18 protein-coding genes are annotated in these 18,249 nt (G+C 74.2%); 10 read left to right on the plus strand and 8 right to left on the minus strand.

The annotated features are described in order from the left end of the window. Positions 1–28: 28 nt before the first annotated feature. Positions 29–796, minus strand: coding sequence for an SDR family NAD(P)-dependent oxidoreductase (locus tag ACFW1A_RS13960; protein ID WP_380408565.1), 768 nt, complete (start codon positions 794–796; stop codon positions 29–31). Between the two features lie 165 nt (positions 797–961). Between ACFW1A_RS13960 and ACFW1A_RS13965 the strand changes: the two genes are divergently transcribed. Continuing rightward, a complete protein-coding gene (locus ACFW1A_RS13965; protein WP_380408567.1) occupies positions 962–1,459 on the plus strand; it encodes a hypothetical protein in 498 nt (165 codons plus the stop codon). Positions 1,460–1,546: 87 nt separating this feature from the next. Here ACFW1A_RS13965 and ACFW1A_RS13970 read toward each other — a convergent pair whose 3' ends face one another. The 3 genes from ACFW1A_RS13970 to ACFW1A_RS13980 form a co-directional block, all read right to left on the minus strand. Further along, positions 1,547–3,508, minus strand: a complete 1,962-nt coding sequence (locus tag ACFW1A_RS13970; protein ID WP_380408600.1) for a putative Ig domain-containing protein — start codon at positions 3,506–3,508, stop codon at positions 1,547–1,549. A gap of 414 nt (positions 3,509–3,922) precedes the next feature. Further along, the gene (locus tag ACFW1A_RS13975; RefSeq protein WP_380408569.1) at positions 3,923–4,543 is read right to left on the minus strand and encodes a TetR family transcriptional regulator; all 621 of its coding nucleotides are present in this window, start codon (positions 4,541–4,543) and stop codon (positions 3,923–3,925) included. Between the two features lie 42 nt (positions 4,544–4,585). Beyond that, on the minus strand, positions 4,586–5,590 hold the full coding sequence (locus ACFW1A_RS13980) for an aldo/keto reductase (protein ID WP_380408571.1): 1,005 nt from the start codon (positions 5,588–5,590) through the stop codon (positions 4,586–4,588). A gap of 327 nt (positions 5,591–5,917) precedes the next feature. Here ACFW1A_RS13980 and ACFW1A_RS13985 point away from each other — a divergent pair, with 327 nt between their 5' ends. Continuing rightward, on the plus strand, positions 5,918–8,383 hold the full coding sequence (locus tag ACFW1A_RS13985; protein WP_380408573.1) for an RICIN domain-containing protein: 2,466 nt from the start codon (positions 5,918–5,920) through the stop codon (positions 8,381–8,383). A gap of 56 nt (positions 8,384–8,439) precedes the next feature. On the opposite strand, the gene ACFW1A_RS13990 is transcribed toward ACFW1A_RS13985, so the two are convergent. Together ACFW1A_RS13990 and ACFW1A_RS13995 are read right to left on the minus strand one after the other, a co-directional pair. Next, positions 8,440–8,850, minus strand: coding sequence for a (4Fe-4S)-binding protein (locus tag ACFW1A_RS13990; RefSeq protein ID WP_380408575.1), 411 nt, complete (start codon positions 8,848–8,850; stop codon positions 8,440–8,442). After that, complete coding sequence (locus ACFW1A_RS13995) at positions 8,843–9,145, minus strand: GNAT family N-acetyltransferase (protein ID WP_380408577.1); 303 nt, start codon at positions 9,143–9,145, stop codon at positions 8,843–8,845. Before ACFW1A_RS13995 ends, ACFW1A_RS13990 begins: the two co-directional genes overlap by 8 nt. A gap of 530 nt (positions 9,146–9,675) precedes the next feature. Here ACFW1A_RS13995 and ACFW1A_RS14000 point away from each other — a divergent pair. From ACFW1A_RS14000 to paaE, 6 genes are all read left to right on the plus strand, one after another. Beyond that, entirely contained in the window at positions 9,676–10,998 is a 1,323-nt protein-coding gene (locus tag ACFW1A_RS14000) for a M20/M25/M40 family metallo-hydrolase (RefSeq protein ID WP_380408579.1), read from the plus strand. Between the two features lie 130 nt (positions 10,999–11,128). Further along, positions 11,129–12,091, plus strand: a complete 963-nt coding sequence (gene paaA / locus ACFW1A_RS14005) for a 1,2-phenylacetyl-CoA epoxidase subunit PaaA (protein ID WP_380408582.1) — start codon at positions 11,129–11,131, stop codon at positions 12,089–12,091. Beyond that, positions 12,084–12,371, plus strand: coding sequence for a 1,2-phenylacetyl-CoA epoxidase subunit PaaB (gene paaB / locus ACFW1A_RS14010; RefSeq protein WP_380408584.1), 288 nt, complete (start codon positions 12,084–12,086; stop codon positions 12,369–12,371). The genes paaA and paaB overlap by 8 nt, the downstream gene beginning before the upstream one ends. A gap of 11 nt (positions 12,372–12,382) precedes the next feature. After that, positions 12,383–13,261, plus strand: a complete 879-nt coding sequence (paaC, locus tag ACFW1A_RS14015; protein ID WP_380408586.1) for a 1,2-phenylacetyl-CoA epoxidase subunit PaaC — start codon at positions 12,383–12,385, stop codon at positions 13,259–13,261. Beyond that, entirely contained in the window at positions 13,255–13,752 is a 498-nt protein-coding gene (paaD, locus tag ACFW1A_RS14020) for a 1,2-phenylacetyl-CoA epoxidase subunit PaaD (RefSeq protein WP_380408588.1), read from the plus strand. Before paaC ends, paaD begins: the two co-directional genes overlap by 7 nt. Continuing rightward, positions 13,752–14,825 (plus strand): 1,2-phenylacetyl-CoA epoxidase subunit PaaE, encoded by a 1,074-nt coding sequence (gene paaE / locus ACFW1A_RS14025; protein WP_380408590.1) that lies wholly within the window; start codon positions 13,752–13,754, stop codon positions 14,823–14,825. Before paaD ends, paaE begins: the two co-directional genes overlap by 1 nt. A 44-nt stretch (positions 14,826–14,869) precedes the next feature. On the opposite strand, the gene ACFW1A_RS14030 is transcribed toward paaE, so the two are convergent. Together ACFW1A_RS14030 and ACFW1A_RS14035 are read right to left on the minus strand one after the other, a co-directional pair. Beyond that, entirely contained in the window at positions 14,870–15,958 is a 1,089-nt protein-coding gene (locus tag ACFW1A_RS14030; RefSeq protein ID WP_380408592.1) for an FAD-dependent oxidoreductase, read from the minus strand. A 28-nt stretch (positions 15,959–15,986) separates the two neighbouring features. Further along, entirely contained in the window at positions 15,987–16,361 is a 375-nt protein-coding gene (locus ACFW1A_RS14035; protein ID WP_380408594.1) for a YbjQ family protein, read from the minus strand. Between the two features lie 101 nt (positions 16,362–16,462). On the opposite strand from ACFW1A_RS14035, the gene ACFW1A_RS14040 reads away from it, so the two are divergent. Beyond that, positions 16,463–17,383 carry a hypothetical protein gene (locus ACFW1A_RS14040; protein ID WP_380408596.1) on the plus strand — a complete coding sequence of 307 codons (921 nt, stop codon included), beginning with the start codon at positions 16,463–16,465 and terminating at the stop codon, positions 17,381–17,383. Between the two features lie 9 nt (positions 17,384–17,392). Further along, entirely contained in the window at positions 17,393–18,115 is a 723-nt protein-coding gene (locus ACFW1A_RS14045) for an aminoacyl-tRNA hydrolase (RefSeq protein ID WP_380408598.1), read from the plus strand. Positions 18,116–18,249: the final 134 nt, after the last annotated feature.

Genomic DNA, 18,249 nt, shown 5'->3' on the forward strand with positions numbered 1-18,249 from the left:
GGTAGACGATACGGAATCCGCCCCCCGGTCACGAGGAGTCCTTCACGACGGACCAGCCGCCGTCCACCACGAGGGTCGCGCCGGTCACGTAGGAGGCGTCCGAGGAGGCGAGGAAGGCCACCGCGGCCGCCACCTCCGCGGGCTCGCCGAACCGCTTGGCGACGGTCTGGGCCGCGCTGTCGGCCCGGGCCCCTTCGTCCACCCGGTCCCAGGCGGCCGTCATGATCGGGCCCGGCAGCACCGTGTTGACCCGCACCGCGGGGCCGTACTCGACGGCGAGCTGACGGCCCATCGCGCACAGCGCGCCCTTGGCGGCCGCGTACGCCGGGTGCCCGGGGAGCCCGACCAGCGCGTGCACCGAGGAGGTGAGCACGAGCGAGCCGCGGCTCTCGCCCAGCAGGTAGGCGAACGCGCGCACCGCCAGCCAGGAGGCCTTGAGGGTGACCGAGAGCTGCCGGTCCCACTCCTCCTCGGCCAGGGCGTGGGCCGGCTTGACGACCACCGCGTAGGCGTTGCTGTGCAGCACGTCCAGCCGCCCGTAACGCTCGCGGACGTGCCCGGCCAGCTCCTCCCAGACGGCGGCCGAGGACACGTCGCCGTGCCGGTACTCGGCCTGCCCGCCCGCCCGGACGATCTCGTCGGCCACCTGCTGTCCGGCGGCGTCGGAGACGTCGACGACGATCACCGCGGCCCCCTCGGCGGCAAGCCGCCGGGCCGTCGCGGCACCGATGCCGCCGGCGCCGCCGGTGATCAGCGCGACGCGGTCGTGGAACCTGCGACAGGGGTGCTCGGGCATGGCTTCACGATAGCCCTTGGCATTAATTATGGAAATATGCTGCGAGCGTGAGGGGGCGCCCCGAGGGCCGCCGCCGGCGGCCCGGCGATCGGCGCACCGGCTTGACGTGCGCTCACCGACCGTGATCGGCTGGCCGACATTTCGACGTGACACGGGGATGGGGCCATGGCGTACCAGCAGGTGAACGGCATACCGGGGCGGCAGCAGGGGCCCGCCGCCGCACCGCCCGGGCGGCGGACCGCCGCCGCGCGCCGGCGGGCGCTGCTCACCGTGGGGACCGGGCTGGTCCTCCTCCTCGGGCTGGTGGGGTACGGGGTCTACCGGCACCTCGGCCCGGATCCCGCCTGCGGCAGGGTCGGCGACGCGGTCGCGCGCGAGCCGCGCATCTCCGCCGACCTGTCCGCGCAGAAGTACGAGGACCTCGACACGGAGCTCTCCACCCTCCGGGAGTCCCTGCGGACCGGGGAGCGCGTGGCGTTCTTCCCGTTCGACAGCCGGGTCGGCACCGCCGGGAGCGACACCGACCAGTACGAGAAGGACGTCTGCCGGGCCCTCACCCCGAACAAGCTGCACCTGTACCAGGTGACGCCCGACCTGCTCGCCGCCGACCAGCGGAAGGTCTTCGCGGACCTCTCCGGACTGCGCTCGCACTGCGCCGGGTGAATCCGGGGCCGCAGCCGGGGCGCCCGGACCGCAGTACGGCGCCGGCCCGGGGGCTGAGCCCCCGGGCCGGCGGTCACTGGTGGTGCGTCAGGAGGCGTTCAGCGCGGTGTCGTCGATCACGAAGCTGGTCTGCAGCGAGGAGTCCTCGGTGCCGGTGAACTTCAGGGTGACGGACTTGCCGGCGTAGGAGGAGAGGTCGAAGCTCTTCTGCACGTAGCCGGTGGCGGCGTTGACGTTGGAGTAGGTGGCCAGGGTGGTCGAGTTGGCCGCCACGGTCAGCTTGTCGTAGGCGGTGGTGCCGGTCTCGGCGGTGTCGATGTGGAGCCAGAAGGTGAGGGTGGCCTTGCAGCCGGTGGGGACGGTGACGGTCTGGGAGAGGGTGTCGGTGTGGGTGGAGCCGTAGCCGTCGAGCCAGGCCTTCCAGGAGCCGGAGTGGGCGGCCTCGGAGCTGGAGTTGTCGACGACGCCGCTGCTGGCGGTCCAGGGGGAGGCGGTGCCGGTCTCGAAGCCGGGGTTGCCGAGCAGCTGCTTGGCGGTGCAGCCGGTGCCGCCGCCCACCGTCCAGGAGAAGGTGGTCGAGCCGGTGGCGCCGGTGCCGTCCTTGGCCGTGACGGTCACGGTGTAGCTGCCCGCGGTGCTCGCGGTGCCGGAGATCAGGCCGCTGGCGGCGTTGATCGACAGGCCGGTGGGCAGGCCGGTGGCCGAGTAGGTCAGGGTCTGGCCGGAGGCCGAGTCACTGGCGCTGATCTGCAGGCCGGCCGTGGCGCCGGTGCTGGTGGACTGGTTGCCCGGGTTGGTCACCGTGACGGTGTTGCCGGTGCTGGTGCCGGCGGTGAACGCCGCCAGGCCGTTGGGGGTGCCCAGGCCGGTCGGGCCGTCGTAGCCGGTGCCCGCGGTGCACAGGTAGGACGGGGAGCAGCTGCCGTTGTTGCCGCTGGTCACGTCGTTCAGCGCGGTGGTGTGCGCGTAGGGGTACTTGGCCGGGTAGTCGGAGCTGCCCGGGGTGCCGGCGTCGGCGTAGACCGAGGCGATGATCGGCGAGGAGGCCGAGGTGCCGCCGTAGACCGCCCAGCCGGAGCCGCCGTAGGTCTGGTAGACCGCGACACCGGTGGCCGGGTCGGCGACCGCGGAGACGTCGGAGATGGTGCGGTTGCTGCAGCCGGTGTCGGTCTGCCAGGTCGGCTTGGCGTCGTAGGCCGAGCAACCGGAGCCGGTGCCCTCGGTGGAGCTGGTCGACCACACCGACTCGCTCCACCCGCGGGCGCTGGAGTCGCGCTTGAGCGCGGTGCCGCCGACCGAGGTGACGTACTTCGAGGCGGCCGGGTACTCGGCGCCGTAGGCGGAGTCGCCGGCCGAGACGGTGATCGCCACGCCCGGGTGGTTGAAGTACTGGCTGTCCGAGCTGGTGTCGGTCGAGTCCTCGGAGCCGCCGTAGCTGTTGGAGACGTACTTGGCGCCCTGCGCGACGGCCTGGTTGACCGAGGCGCCGAGGTCGCCCATGTTCGCCGAGGTGGCCTCGACCAGCAGGATGTGGGCGTTGGGGGCGACCGCGGAGACCATGTCGAGGTCGAGCGAGATCTCGCCCGCCCAGCCGGTGTCGGCGGTCGGGTAGCTGGTGCCGCCGTTCTGGTCGATCTTCTTGAAGCAGCCGTTCGCGGTGGTGCAGGCCGGCAGGCCGTACTGCGAGCGGTAGGTGGCCAGGTCCGACTCGGCGTTCGGGTCGTCCTGCGCGTCGACGATGGCCACGGTCTGGCCGGCGCCGCCGTTGCTGGGCAGCTTGTAGGCGCTCTGCAGGTCGCTCGGGCCGAACCCGGAGGGGGTGGCGTCGGGCGAGACGGCGTTCAGCGCGAACGCGTGCGGCTGCACCACGTCGGTGCGCTTCAGCGCCAGGCAGGACATCTGACCGACGTGGGCCGGTGCGGCGCAGGAGTGCTCGACGCCCACCCGGTCGCCGGCGGCCTGCGGGGCGTTGGCGGCGTGGGCGGTGGGCGCGAGCAGGCCGAGCACGGTGAGGCCGGCGGCGGGGAGCAGGGCGGTCAGGGCGCGCATCCTGCCGTGCCCGGCTGGGGTGTTGGTGCGCAAGGAGAACCCTCCGTGGGGGTCGGGGCACGCCGTCCGGGCCCGGGTACGGGCGTGGGGCGGGGCGGGCCCGGTGCTGGTGGATCTCGGCACGTGCGAACGGTCGGCGGCTGGTGGCCGCGGACCGGGGAAAGTGGTGCGGGGGGGTGCGCATTGCGTGGGGAGCGCGTGGTGCGGGGCGGCGTCTGGCTGTCACGGGCATGACATGCCAGCGGCCCCACATCGCCGCCCGATGGCGGGTCGATGCGGGGCCGACGTTAGTGGCGCCTTACCTGGGGCGGCAAGATTGGCGACCGAAGCTTTGCCGGGCCTATATCCTCAACTTGGCTGATCAGTGGCTGTGTTGAAGGAGCGTCGGGTGACCCGGCGACAGCCGGCGCCGGGTCAGTTCGCGCCGGATCCGGCCGGTCCGCCCCGCCTGCCGGTCAGCCCCGCGTACACCAGGGCCCACAGTGCGGCGAAGTCCGCGTCGGACTGGCGGGTGTCCGCCCACTCGGCGGCGTGCACCGGGTCGTGGAAGTGGGCGGTGGCCTGGAAGACGGCCCGGGCGGTGGTTGCCGTGTGGCGCGCGGTGAACTCGCCCTGGTGGATGCCGTCCTGGACGATGTGCGCGATCTGGGCGGTCAACGTGTAGAGGTGGGCCTCGACCGTGTGGCTGTTCTCGGCGACCAGCACCAGGTAGGTGGCGAACAGCTCGGGGTCGTCCAGGGCCTTCTTCCGCTTGGCCGCGAACAGGGTCGCCAGCCAGCGGTGCAGGCGCTCGCCGGCCGGACCGGTCTCGACGGTGATGGTGTGCAGGCTGTGGTGGGCCTGGTCCAGCCAGCGGGCGGTGACCGCCTCGCGCAGCGCGGCCTTGCTGCGGAAGTGGCGGTAGACGCTGCCGTGGCTCACACCGAGGGCGCGGGCGACGTCCACCACCGTGGCCTTGGACGGGCCGAACCGCCGAAGCACGTCCTCCGCCGCGCTCAGGATCTGCTCGGGGGTGAGGGTGCTGTCGGCGGTCACGGGGTGGCTGTCCTTACTCGGGGGCCTGCGGGTCCGGCCCGGTCAGCGCTCGCTGTCCAGAAAGGCCATCTGTGCGGCAGCGTACCGGTCGCCCCTGGCGGCACCGGCCGGTACCGCCGACTCGACGGCGGCCAGGTCCTCGGGGGTGAGCCGGACCCGCAGGGCGCCGAGCGCCTCGGCCAGCCGCTCCCGGCGGCGGGCGCCGACCAGCGGGACGACGTCCTCGCCGCGGGCGGCCACCCAGGCGATCGCGACCTGGGCGACGGTGGCGTCCTTGGACCGGGCGATCGTCCGCAGCGCCTCCACCAGGGCCAGGTTGTGGGTCAGGTTCTCGCCCTGGAAGCGCGGGCTGTGGCCGCGGAAGTCGGTGCCGGCCAGCTCGCGGTCGGCGGCCCAGTGGCCGCTGAGCAGGCCGCGGGAGAGCACGCCGTAGGCGGTGATGCCGATGCCCAGCTCGCGGGCGGTGGGCAGCACCTCGGCCTCCAGCGAGCGGGAGATCAGCGAGTACTCGATCTGCAGGTCGCTGATCGGGTGCACGGCGGCGGCCCGGCGCAGCGTGTCGGCACCGACCTCGGAGAGGCCGATGTGCCGCACGTAGCCGGCCTTCACCAGCTCGGCGATGGCGCCGACGGTCTCCTCGATCGGCACCTTCGGGTCCAGCCGGGCCGGGCGGTAGACGTCGACGTAGTCGGTGCGCAGGCGGCGCAGCGTGTAGGCGAGCGCCGTCTTGGTGGCGGCGGGGGAGGTGTCGGAGCCGAGCCAGGCGCCGTCCGGACCGCGCTGGGCGCCGAACTTCACGCTGATCTGGACCGACCCGCGGTCGACGCCACGCAGTGCCTCGTGGATCAGCAGCTCGTTGTGGCCCATGCCGTAGAAGTCGCCGGTGTCGATCAGCGTCACGCCGGCGTCGAGCGCGGCGTGGATCGTCGCGATGCTCTCGGCCTCGTCGGCCGGGCCGTAGAGGTCGGACATGCCCATCGCGCCGAGGCCCAGGGCGGAGGTGGTGGGGCCGGTGGCGCCGAGGCGGCGGGTGGGGAAGGTGCTCATCGGGTGCTCCCGGGTGGGTTCGTGCCTGGTGGCGGGCGTGCGGCGGGGCGTCGCGGGCTGGTGCGGCGACGGGCCGGGCAGCCCTCTGCACTGGCAACTATGGCATGACGGCTGACAGATTTCAATATCTGTCAGCCGATACCTGCCGTGCCGTCCGCGAGTCGTCCGCGAAGTGCCCGCGAACCCTCCATCTCCCCTCCGACTTCCGTCCGTGCGCGCCCCCTTGACGCTTCGCTACCCCCTCCCTACGGTCTGCTTCTGATCGGTTCCGTTGGTTTTTCCGCCCTGAATCGATCACAACCAACCACCACGGAGGATCTCCCCCTTATGCGAACCCCCCTTCGCGCCTTCCTCTCCCTCCTGGCCCTACCGGTGGCCCTGGTCACCGCCCCCACCCAAGCGGTCGCCGCCACCACCGCGCCGACCGCTGCCACTGCCGCCGGCGCCACCACCACCGCCATCACCGTCGACGGCACCTCGCCCGGCCGCACCTTCGACGGTGTCGGCGCGATCAGCGGCGGCGGCGGCAACTCCCGGCTGCTCCTCGACTACCCCGAGCCGCAACGCAGCCAGATCCTGGACTACCTGTTCAAGCCCGGGTACGGCGCCGCCCTGCAGATCCTGAAGATCGAGATCGGCGGGGACACCAACTCCACCGACGGCGCCGAGGCGAGCATCGAGCACACCCGCGGCACCGTCGACTGCAACTCCGGCTACGAGTTCTGGCTGGCCGAGCAGGCCAGGGCCCGCAACCCCGCGATCAAGCTGTACGGCCTTGCCTGGGGCGCCCCCGGCTGGGTCGGCAACACCGGCAGCGGCGGCAACTTCTGGTCCCAGGACACGGTCGGCTACCTGATGGACTGGATGGGCTGCGCCCAGCAGCACGGCCTCTCCATCGACTACCTCGGCGGCTGGAACGAGCGCGGCTACAACGCCTCCTGGTACGAGAACCTGCACAGCACGCTGGCCGCGAAGGGCTACGGCAGCACCAAGGTGGTCGGCGCCGACGACAACTGGTCGATCGCCACCTCGATGCGCTCCGACTCCGCGTTGAACAACGCGGTCGACATCGTCGGCACGCACTACCCGTGCGGCTACATGTCGGCGATGACCAGCTGCTCCAGCACCGCCGACGCCCAGGCCACCGGCAAGCAGCTGTGGGCCAGCGAGAACGGCTCCGAGGACGCGGAGAGCGGCGCCGCCCCGATGGCCCGGGCGATCAACCGCGGCTACCTGGACGCCAAGATGACCGCCTTCATCAACTGGCCGGTGGTCGCCGCGCTCTACCCCAACCTCGGCTTCAACACCATGGGCCTGGTGACGGCGAACCAGCCCTGGTCCGGCAACTACTCGGTCAGCCGGAGCGCCTGGGCCACCGCCCAGACCACCCAGTTCACCGCCCCCGGCTGGCAGTACCTGGACACCGCCTCGGGCTACCTGGGCGGCAACCGGGCCAACGGCAGCTACGTCAGCTACGCCAACCCCGGCCGCACCGCGTGGAGCACGGTCTTCGAGACGATGGACGCGACCGCCGCGCAGACCGTCACGCTGCGCACGGCCGGCGGCCTGCCCGGCGGCGCGCTGCACGTGTGGTCCACCGACCTCTCCGGCGCGGCGGCCACCGCCCACCTGGTGGCGGGCGCGGACCTGACCGCGAGCGGCGGCAGCTACCAGCTGACCCTGCAGCCGGGCCGGATCTACACCGTCACCACCACCACCGGCCAGGGCGCCGGCACCGCCGCCGGCGCGCAGCGCAGCCCGCTGGCGCTGCCGTACAGCGACAGCCTGGCGGGCACCGGCACCGGCCAGGAGGCCCGCTACTTCAGCGCGATGAACGGGGCCTTCCAGACCGCCCCGTGCGCCGGCGGCCGGTCCGGGAACTGCCTGCGCCAGCAGGCCCCGACCACCCCGGTGCGGTGGACCGGCGAGTCCGCCGACCAGCCCTACACCACCATGGGCGACCTGAGCTGGAGCAACTACACCGTCGGCGTGGACGCGCTGCTCGAGCAGTCCGGCACCGCGGAGCTGCTCGGCCGGGTCGGCACCCAGGCCAAGAACAACAACGGGCTCGACGCCTACAACCTGCGGGTCGGCGACAACGGGGCCTGGACGCTGCTGAAGAGCGACACCGGCTGGGCCTTCACCACGCTCGCCTCCGGCACCGTGCCGGCCCTCGGCCTGAACACCTGGCACCACCTGGCGCTCGGCTTCCAGGGCAGCACGCTGACCGCGCAGCTGGACGGGAAGACCCTGACCACCGTCACCGACAGCAGCTACGGCGGCGGTCAGGTCGCCCTGGGCACCGGCGGCTACTACCCGGCCCAGTTCAGCAACCTGACCGTCACCCCGGGGTCCGGCACCGCGCTGGACGGCGTGTACCAGCTGGCCAACGCCAACAGCGGACAGCTGCTGGACGCCGCCAACCAGGGCACCGCCGACGGCACCCCGATCATCCAGTGGCCCGGCAACGGCGGCGCCAACCAGCAGTGGCGGCTGACCGGGCTGGGCAACGGCTACTACACGATCACCGGGGTGGCCAGCGGCAAGGCGCTGGACGTGCCGGGCGGGACCACCATGCCGGACACCCAGCTGGACCTGTGGACGCCGAACGGCGGCACCAACCAGCAGTGGCTGCTCGCGCCGTCGAACAACGGGACCTACACCATCGAGTCCCGCTCCGACGGGGACCCGGTCGACGTGGAGGGCGCCTCGCTGACCCAGGGCGCGCACGCGATCCAGTGGCCGTCCACCGGCGGAAGCAACCAGGAGTGGCGCCTGAACAAGATCGGCTGACCCGCCGGGGCGGGGGCCGGCCGGCACCGCGGGCCGGCCCCCGCACCCGTTCGCGGCTACGCCCGGCCGCACGCCCCGCTGCGGTCGCAGTACGGCTGCCCGGCGCTGTGCCCGCAGCCGCACAGCATCGCGCGGGTGGCCCGCCGCTCGGCACCGTCCGGTCCGGGCAGCGCGAGGTCACCGCGAAGCAGCAGCCGCCCGTCCTCGGTGCGGGCGACGGTGGTGGGCCGCTGCGGCTCCTCCGGCGCTCCGCGCAGCAGGTACGTGAGCGCCCCGGTCGGGCAGCGCCGGACCACCTCGGCGACCCGGTCCGGCTCGGCCGCCCCCGGTTCGATCCAGGGCCGGCGCCCGGTGTCGAAGACCTCGGGCAGCCCGCCCACGCAGCGCGCCGCGTGCCGGCACAGCGCGGCGTCGAAGGTGACCTCGACGCCCTCGGCCCGGTACGTCCTGGGGCCGCGCTCAGTCACTGACCCGGCTCCGGTTCTGGTACGCCAGGTCCTGGTACTCCGGGTGGCGCTGCATCCAGCCGGCGATGAACGGGCAGGTGGCCAGCACCGCCACCGCGCGCTCCCGGGCGTCGTCCAGCGCGAACAGGGCCAGCGCGCTGCCCACGCCCCGCCCCTCGAAGGCCGGGTCGACCACGGTGTGCGGGTAGACCACCAGCCCCTCGCTGCGCAGGTACTCGGCGAACCCGGCCGGCTTCCCGTCCACCTCGGCCTCGAACCGGCTCGCGGACGGATTGTCACGCACGATCACAGTCATCCCCACGACCCATCCCTCGTCAGGTCCCGTCCGGTCGACGGGCACTCACCCATGATCCCCCGTAGCCGGACTGACGGCCCGTGAGCCGACCGGTTGGTACCGGCGGCCGACCGGGGCATCACCCATCCGGCGTGGATCGGAGCGCCGCGGCCCGTTCACCGGGCCGAAGCCGCGTCAGGGGTCCATCGTGGAGGTGTGGGCGCGATCCGCCGGCCGGACGGCCGGGTTCCGGGCAGGACATGCCGGATTCCGGTCGGGCGGTGCCGGGGCCACTCGCCTGGGACCGAAGCGTTCTTCTAGGCTCACTTCGGCTTCCCGTGCCACGGTGACACCCGGTGCCGCCACCCGGAGGCCGCAGACCCACCGGGGTCCCGGGCGCTCCGGGACCTTCGGACCGAGCGAGGAGGACGTATGTCGACCAGCCGTTCCATCGCACCACAGAGCCACCGGCCACCCGCCGCGCGCGCCCGTGGCGGCCGCCCGTCGGCCCGCGGTGCGCTGAGTACGGACAGTTGCCGCGGAGGTGCCCAGTGAGCCCGCAGGCCACGCCGCCGGCCCCGACCACCGACACCGCCCCGTCCGCCCCCGCCGACCCCGCGCCAGTCGCCTCCCCGGCCGTCGACTCCCTGCTGACGCTGCCGGGCACGCTGAACTCCCGGGCCCGCACCCTGACCGCCTCGGTGCGCCGCCGGATCACCGAACTGGCCGGGATCGAGTCGCCCAGCGGCGACGCCGTGCGGCTGAACCAGCTGGGCGAGGAGCTGATGGCCGGTTACCGGGCCACCGGCGCGGACGCCCGCCGGGTGCCGGGCGCGGCCGGCGACCACCTCCTGCTGCAGTGGCCCGGCCAGGACGAGAGCCTCCCGCACCTGCTCTTCGTCGGCCACCACGACACCGTCTGGCCGGCCGGCACCCTGGCCGACTGGCCGGTCACCGAGCACGACGACGTGCTCAGCGGCCCCGGCGTGCTCGACATGAAGGCCGGACTGGCCCTCCTCGAAGGCGCCTTCGCCCTCCTCGGCGACCTCGGTCTGCGTCCGCACCGCACGGTGCGGGTGGTGGTGACCGCCGACGAGGAGGTCGGCAGCCCGGACGGCCGCCGCGTGGTGGAGCGCCAGCTCCCCGGCGCCGCCGCCGTCCTGGGCCTGGAACCGCCGCACGAGGACGGCAGCCTGAAGACCGCGCGCCGGGGCTCCACCCGGGTGCGGCTGCTGGTCACCGGCCATGAGGCGCACGCGGGCAGCCACCCCGAGGACGGCACCTCGGCGGTGGACGAGCTGGTCGACCAGCTGGTCGCGGTCCGCGAGGAGCTGGGCCACCAGCCGGGCACCGAACTGAACACCGGCCGGATCCGTGGGGGGACCCGGGCGAACGTGGTGGCCGGACAGGCGGAGGCGGAACTGGGGCTGCGGTTCGCCACCCCGGAGGCGGAGGCGAGCACGCTGGACACGCTGGCCCACCTGACCGCGCTGCGCCCGGGCGCGCTGGTGCGCACCGAGGTGCTGTCCAGCCGGCCGGCCTGGGTGGAGCGCTCCGGGCACAACCTGCTGCTGCGCCACCTGCGCGCGCTGGCGGCCACGCTGGGCCAGCAGCTGGACGGCTCGCCGGCCGGCGGGGCCGGCGACACCAACCTGGCCGGTGCCCGCGGGCTGCCCACGCTGGACGGGCTCGGCGCGGTCGGCGCGGGCGCGCACGCCCGGGACGAGCGGATCAGGACGGACCAGCTGGCGCCCCGGCTGGCACTGCTCGCGGCGCTGCTGGCGGTGCCGCTGCCGCGGCTGCGCACCCGCCCCCAGCCTCCGGCCGGGGGGACCCCCGTCGGCGGCGGGCCGGAGGCGCTGCGCACCATCTGAGCGCACGCCGGACCGCCGGGCGGGCCCCCGAACGGGGGCCCGCCCGGTTCCGTTCCGGTGGCTCCTTGTCATCGGTGCACCGTTGGCCACACAATGGAACCGACCGAACGGTCAGTCGGGAGGAGTGGTGATGGTCCCAGTGCAGACGGCGGAGCCCGAGCAGGCGCCCGAGCTCGTCGAGCGGTTCGAGGCGGTGATCGCCGCCGAGCAGCGGATCGAGCCGCGCGACTGGATGCCGGACGCCTACCGGGCCACCCTGGTGCGCCAGATCGCCCAGCACGCGCACTCCGAGATCATCGGCATGCAGCCGGAGGGGAACTGGCTCACCCGGGCCCCCTCGCTGCGCCGCAAGGCGATCCTGCTGGCGAAGGCGCAGGACGAGGCCGGCCACGGCCTGTACCTGTACGCCGCCGCGGAGACCCTCGGGGTGGACCGGGCGGAGCTGACCGAGAAGCTGATCAGCGGCCGGCAGAAGTACTCCTCGATCTTCAACTACCCGACGCTGAACTTCGCCGACGTGGGCGTGATCGGCTGGCTGGTGGACGGCGCGGCGATCTGCAACCAGGTCCCGCTCTGCCGCTGCAGCTACGGTCCGTACGCCCGCGCCATGGTGCGGGTCTGCAAGGAGGAGTCCTTCCACCAGCGCCAGGGCTTCGAGCTGCTGATGACGCTGATGCGCGGCACCGAGGCGCAGCGCGCGATGGTGCAGGACGCGGTGGACCGCTGGTGGTGGCCGTCGCTGATGATGTTCGGCCCGCCGGACGGCGACTCGCCCAACACCGCCCAGTCGATGGCCTGGCGGATCAAGCGGCACACCAACGACGAGCTGCGGCAGCGGTTCGTCGACATGACCGTGCCGCAGGCCGAGCACCTCGGGGTGACCCTCCCCGACCCCGAGCTGCGGTGGAACGAGGAGCGCGGCGGCTGGGACTTCGGCGAGCCCGACTGGGCCGAGCTGATGCGGGTGATCAAGGGCGACGGACCCTGCAACGCCCAGCGGATCGAGGTCCGCCGGGCCGCCCACGAGGACGGCGCCTGGGTCCGCGAGGCCGCCGCCGCTTACGCGCGCAAGGAGAAGGAACGACATGGCTGACCAGTCCTGGCCGCTCTACGAGGTCTTCGTCCGCCCCCGGCGCGGCCTCAACCACGTGCACGTCGGTTCGCTGCACGCGGCCGACGACAGGATGGCGCTGCTCGCCGCCCGGGACCTGTACACCCGGCGCAACGAGGGGGTCAGCCTCTGGGTGGTCCCGTCCGCGGCGATCACCGCCTCCGCCCCCGACGAGCGCGACCCGTTCTTCGAGCCCAGCGGGGACAAGGTCTACCGCCACCCGACCTTCTACGACATCCCCGAGGATGTCCCGCACATCTGACGGGGAGCACCATGACGGACGATCACGTCTACCTGACCCTGGCCGAGGGCGACCACGAGGCCGAGGCCCGCTGGGCCTACGGCACCGGCTTCGCCGACCCGCTGCTGGGCGTGGAGACCGCGCTCGAGCCGGGGGTCGACGGCGGCGACCTCTCGCTCTACTGCCGGCTGCTCGGCGACGACGCCCTGGTGCTGGCCCAGCGGCTGATCGAGTGGACCACCCGCGCGCCGGAGCTGGAGGAGGAGGTGGCGCTGGCCAACCTCGGCCTCGACCTGCTCGGCCAGGCCCGGCTGCTGCTCACCCGGGCCGGCCAGGTGGACGGCAGCGGGCGCACCGAGGACGACTTCGCCTACTGGCGGGCCGAGCACGAGTTCCACAACGTGCGCCTGGTGGAGGCGGAGAACGGCGACTTCGCGTTCTCGGTCGCCCGCCTGCTGGTCTTCGCCACCGCCCGCCGCGCGCTCTACCAGCGCCTGGCCGCGGCCGGCCCGGACCCGGTGCTGCGCGCGGTGGCCGCCCGCGGGGTCAAGGAGCTCGCCTACCACCAGGAGTACGCCACCGCCTGGCTGCTGCGCCTGGGCGACGGCACCGCGTACTCGCACGAGCGGATGCAGGCCGGGCTGGACGCGGTCTGGCCGCTGGTCGACGAGCTGTTCACCGCGCACGAGGCGGAGCGGCGGCTGGGTCTGGACCCGGCCGAGCTGCGCGAGCCGGTGCTGGCCGAGCTGGCCGACGCGATCGGGCGGGCCACGCTGGCCGTGCCCGCCGCCCGGCCGCTGGCCCGGGTCGGCGGCCGGGCCGGGCGCGAGGGCGTGCACACCGAGGCGCTGGGCCGCCTGCTGGCCGAGCTGCAGGTGGTGGCCCGGGAGCACCCGGGGGCGACGTGGTGAGCACGCTGGCCGCCGCCCGGCACGCGTCGCAGATCGCCGGCGCCGTGCCGGACCCCGAGCTGCCGATGCTCACGCTGGCCGAGCTCGGCGTGCTGGCCGGGGTGGAGCAGGAGGGCGCGGCCGTCACGGTCTGGCTCACCCCGACCTACTCCGGCTGCCCCGCGGTGGCCGAGATGGCCGCCGACGTGGAGCTGCGGCTGCGCCGGGCGGGCTTCACCGAGGTCGCCGTGCGGCTGCGGCTCGATCCGCCGTGGAGCACGGACGCGATCTCGCCCGAGGGGCGGGCCAAGCTGGCCGCCGCCGGGATCGCGCCGCCCGGTCCGGCCGCCGCCGGGCTGCTGCAGCTGGGGCCGACCCGGCGGGTGGTGCACTGTCCGCAGTGCGGCTCGGCCGAGACCGAGGAGCTGTCCCGGTTCGGCTCCACCGCCTGCAAGGCGCTGTGGCGCTGCCGGGACTGCCGGGAGCCGTTCGAACGCATGAAGGAGATCTGATGGCCGTCCGCCGCGCGCAGTTCCACCCCCTGCGGATCGCCGCGCTGGACCGGCTCTGCGAGGACGCGGTGGCGGTCACCTTCGAGGTGCCCGAACCGCTGGCCGAGGAGTTCGCCTTCCGCGCCGGGCAGACGCTGACGCTGCGCCAGCTGGTCGACGGGGCGGACGAGCGCCGGTCCTACTCGATCTGCTCGCCGGTGGGCGGTCCGCTGCGGATCGCGGTGCGCGAGGTGCCCGGCGGGCTCTTCTCCGGGCAGTTGGTGCGCCGGGCGGCCGTGGGCGACCGGGTGGAGGTGCTGCCGCCGAGCGGGCTGTTCACCGCCGACCTGACGGTGCCGGCGCACCACGTGCTGATCGCGGCCGGCTCCGGCATCACCCCGATGGTCTCGATCGCGGCCACCGTGCTGGCGGCCCACCCCCGCGCGACGGTCACGCTGCTGTACGGGAACCGGCGCAGCGACACGGTGATGTTCGCCGACGAGCTGGCCGACCTGAAGGACCGCTACCTGGACCGGTTCGAGCTGGTCCACGTGCTGTCCCGGGAGGTGCGGGACGCGGAGCTGCTGAGCGGGCGGCTGGACACCGAGCGGGTGCGGGCGCTGCTGGGCGCGCTGGTCGGCGAGGCCGGCGGGGTCGGGCACTGGTGGCTGTGCGGACCGTTCGGGATGGTGACCGGCGCGCGCGAGCTGCTGGCCGAGCTCGGGGTGGCGCCGGACCGGGTGCACCAGGAGCTGTTCCACGCCGAGGACGAGCCGGTGGCCGAGCGGGCGGCGGAGCCGGCCGCGGACGAGGGCGACACCAGCGAGGTGACCCTGGTGCTGGACGGGCGGCGCAGCACGCTGCGGCTGCCGCGCGGGCGCAGCGTGCTGGACGGCGCCCAGCTCTCCCGCCCCGACCTGCCGTTCGCCTGCAAGGGCGGGGTCTGCGGCACCTGCCGGGCCCGGGTCACCGACGGCGAGGTGGAGATGCGGCGCAACTTCGCCCTGGAGGAGAAGGAGCTGGCGGCGGGTTACGTGCTGACCTGTCAGGCCCGGCCGGTGACCGACCGGGTGACGGTGGACTTCGACGCCTAGTCGCCCGGTCGCCCGGTCGCCTGGTCGCCCGGTCGCCCGGTCGACTAGGCGACCGGCGCGCCGACGGCCGCCGGCGCGGGCCGGCCGAGCAGTTCGACGATCCCGTTGACCGCCGCCCGGCCCGCCCGGTTGGCGCCGACGGTGCTGGCCGAGGGGCCGTAGCCGACCAGGTGGACCCGCGGGTCGGTGGCGGCCCGGGTGCCGTCCAGCCGGATCCCGCCGCCGGGCTCGCGCAGCCCGAGCGGTGCCAGGTGGCCCACCTCGGCGCGGAAGCCGGTGGCCCAGACGATCGCGTCCACCGCCTCCTCGTGCCCGCCCCAGGCCACCCCGTGCTCGGTGAGCCGGTCGAACATCGGCCGCCGGTGCAGCGCGTCGAGCTGCTGGGCACGGCGCAGCGCCACCGAGGGGCCGAGCCCGGTCACGCTCACCACCGAGCGGACCGGCAGCCCCATGGCCACCCGCTGCTCGACCATGGCGACGGCGGCCCGCCCGGCCTCGGGGGTGAACGGCTCGGTGCGGATCACCGGTTCGCGCCGGGTGACCCAGACCGTCTCGGCCACCTCGGCCAGCTCGGAGAGCACCTGGACCGCCGAGGCGCCGCCGCCGACCACCACCACCTTCTGCCCGGCGAAGGACGCCGGTCCGCGGTAGTCCGCGTAGTGCAGCTGGCGCCCGGCGAAGTGGCCGGGGTAGTGCGGCAGGAACGGGCGGGTCCAGGTGCCGGTGGCGTTGACCAGCGCCTTGGTGAGCCAGCTGCCGGCCGTGGTCTCCACCCGCAGCCGGTGCTCCGGGTCGCCCGCCTCGCGCACCGCCAGCACCTTGACCGGGCGCAGCACCGGCAGCGCGTGCCGGGCCTCGTAGGCGGCGAAGTAGCCGGGCACCACCTCGCGGGCCGGGGCGGCGGGGTCCGGCGGCGGCAGCTCGACGTCGGGCAGGTCGTGGAACCCGTGCACCGTCGCCATCCGCAGCGAGGGGGAGCGGTGCGCCCAGGCGCCGCCGGGCGCGCTGCCGGCGTCGAGCACCACGAAACCGGTGAACGGCGCGAAGCCGCGCCGGCGCAGGTGGTACGCGGCCGACAGGCCCGCCTGGCCCGCGCCGATCACGACGACATCTGTTGCAGTTTCAACGGTCACGACCATGAAACATCACGGCCGCGCCGGATCATCCCGCCTGCGGAGCGATCACCACCGCGGTGCCGTAGGCGCAGATCTCGGTGCCCAGGTCGGCGGCCTCCGTCACGTCGAAGCGCATCATCAGCACCGCGTTGCCGCCGCGCGCCCGGGTCTGCTCGACCAGCCGCTCCATCGCCTGGTTGCGGCTCTCCACCAGGGTCTTGGTCAGGCCCTTCAGCTCGCCGCCCAGCATGGACTTGAACGAGGCGCCGATCTGGGTCCCCAGGTGGCGGCTGCGCACGGTGAGTCCGAAGACCTCCCCGATCACCCGGTCCACCCGGTGTCCCGGCACGTCATTGGTGGTCACCACCAGCACGTCCGCGCCCGGTCCGGGCCCGCCGCCGTAGTCGTCGAGGTTGCTCATGGGGCCATCCTGCGGCCGGCGGGGCCGCGACCGCGGCAGCGCCACTCGAAAACCCCGACCTGGGCGGTGAGCACCGCCGCGAAAAGCCGTACCGTTAGGCCATGGGTGAGCGTAGTGATCATTCGCAGGGGTCGGGAGCCACGGACCATCCGGGCGCACTGGAGATCGAGGCCACGGTGGTGCTCGGGATCCGGGTGACCGACTGGCCGGCGCTGCGGGCCGCTGCCGTGGCCGCGGTGGAGGAACTGGACTTCTCCGGGGCCGACCCGGTGGCCCAGCGCACGGAGCTGCTGCGCGAGGTGTCAGAGGACCCGCACGCCGCGCTCGGCGCGCTGCTCCACCCGGACCGGCTGATCGGCGCGCTGCCGGGCATCGAGGCGCTCGGCGGCACCCTGGAGCTGAGCACCACCGACGACTTCGCCCCGGACTTCGCCGAGCTCTTCCCGCTGGACGGCGAGGACGGCGAGGCGGGGGACTGGACGCTGACCCCGCGCACCGCCTGCCTGCTGCACACCCAGCTGCTGGCGCTCGCCGACGCGGCCTACGACGACATCGAGGAGCACGCGGACGAGCCGGTGCTCCCCGGCGAGGACGCCGAGTGGTCGGTCTTCGCCCGGCTGCCGCAGATCACCTGGTCGATGCACCGCTCCTGGCGGCGCACCATGGCCCGCACCTTCGACGACCTGGCCGAGGACCTGGGCCTGGGCGAGTGGCCGCTGCCGCGCTGCGCCGGGGAGGAGCTGGCGCTGCGGTTCGCGCTGGCCGACGCCCGCCAGCTGCTGACCAGTCAGCCGCAGGCGGTGGCCGACCTGATGGGCGAGCTGCCCGCCGACCTGTACGACTACGACTGGGAGGGCTGCTCCGACGAGCTGCTCGGCGTCTACGACATGGGCCTGGAGGACGACGAGGAGGACTCCGGGATCCGGCTGGAGCACGTGCTGGCCGCCACCCACCCCGAGGGGTGGTTCCTCGGCTACGAGGAGGCGGAGGAGCGCGAACCGGGCCGCGGCTACCGCAGGTAGCCTGGGCGGGTGACCTCAGCAGCCCCCTTCGACGCCCCGTCCGAGCCGCAGTCGGCGACCGCCAACGAGCGCGACCAGCGGCCGCAGTACGTGCTGCCGCTGGTGCTCCACCTGGAGAAGGCCGAACCGCCCGCCCGCACCGACGCGTTGGAGACCTCGGCGCGGGCGGTGCTGACCCTGCTCGCCGACCCGCGCGCCACCGGCGAGGGCGAGTGGGCCGAGGCGGTGCACCAGTGGGAGGACGCCCGGATCCGCAAGGTGCTGCGCCGGGCCCGCGGCGGCGAGTGGCGCAAGGCCGCCGAGCTGCCCGGGATCACGGTCACCGGGGCCGCGGCCGAGGTGCGGGTCTACCCGCCGATCCCGCTGGACGGCTGGCCCAAGGAGCTGGCCAAGCTGCAGGTCTCCGGCACCGACCTGGACGACCCGGTCCCGCCCGCGCCGGTGACCGATCCGGCGCTGCCGGTGCTCTGGCTCAACCCGGAGCTGGAGATGAGCGCCGGCAAGACCATGGCGCAGACCGGCCACGCGGCCCAGCTGGCCTGGTGGGAGCTGGACGAGACGCAGCGCAAGGAGTGGGCCGCCGGCGGCTTCGCCCTCGCGGTGCGCACCGCGGACCCGGCCCGCTGGGCGGCGCTCACCGACGGCCGGCTGCCACTGGTCCGCGACGCCGGCTTCACCGAGATCGCGCCGGGCTCGTGCACCGTGGTCGCCGACCACCCGGCGCTGCGCTGACGCCCCGTCGGCCGGCGCACTGCCGGGGCGCCGGACCCGAGCCGGACACCGGGAGACCGCCCGGCCGGACCGGCGCAACGCCAGGGGGCCGGCCCCCGGGGGCGGGGCCCACCCCCCCCACAGCGGGGCGCGGG

It is taken from the genome of Kitasatospora sp. NPDC058965 (genome assembly GCF_042741245.1).
Classification (GTDB): domain Bacteria; phylum Actinomycetota; class Actinomycetes; order Streptomycetales; family Streptomycetaceae; genus Kitasatospora.

Excerpts from the sequence above, each read along its gene's own strand:
- ACFW1A_RS13960 (WP_380408565.1), bottom strand. The coding sequence starts at position 796 with ATGCCCGAGCACCCCTGTCGCAGGTTCCACGACCGCGTCGCGCTGATC.
- ACFW1A_RS13965 (WP_380408567.1), top strand. The coding sequence starts at position 962 with ATGGCGTACCAGCAGGTGAACGGCATACCGGGGCGGCAGCAGGGGCCC.
- ACFW1A_RS13970 (WP_380408600.1), bottom strand. The coding sequence starts at position 3,508 with ATGCGCGCCCTGACCGCCCTGCTCCCCGCCGCCGGCCTCACCGTGCTC.
- ACFW1A_RS13980 (WP_380408571.1), bottom strand. The coding sequence starts at position 5,590 with ATGAGCACCTTCCCCACCCGCCGCCTCGGCGCCACCGGCCCCACCACC.
- ACFW1A_RS13985 (WP_380408573.1), top strand. The coding sequence starts at position 5,918 with ATGCGAACCCCCCTTCGCGCCTTCCTCTCCCTCCTGGCCCTACCGGTG.
- ACFW1A_RS13995 (WP_380408577.1), bottom strand. The coding sequence starts at position 9,145 with ATGACTGTGATCGTGCGTGACAATCCGTCCGCGAGCCGGTTCGAGGCC.
- paaA (WP_380408582.1), top strand. The coding sequence starts at position 11,129 with ATGGTCCCAGTGCAGACGGCGGAGCCCGAGCAGGCGCCCGAGCTCGTC.
- paaB (WP_380408584.1), top strand. The coding sequence starts at position 12,084 with ATGGCTGACCAGTCCTGGCCGCTCTACGAGGTCTTCGTCCGCCCCCGG.
- paaC (WP_380408586.1), top strand. The coding sequence starts at position 12,383 with ATGACGGACGATCACGTCTACCTGACCCTGGCCGAGGGCGACCACGAG.
- paaE (WP_380408590.1), top strand. The coding sequence starts at position 13,752 with ATGGCCGTCCGCCGCGCGCAGTTCCACCCCCTGCGGATCGCCGCGCTG.
- ACFW1A_RS14035 (WP_380408594.1), bottom strand. The coding sequence starts at position 16,361 with ATGAGCAACCTCGACGACTACGGCGGCGGGCCCGGACCGGGCGCGGAC.
- ACFW1A_RS14040 (WP_380408596.1), top strand. The coding sequence starts at position 16,463 with ATGGGTGAGCGTAGTGATCATTCGCAGGGGTCGGGAGCCACGGACCAT.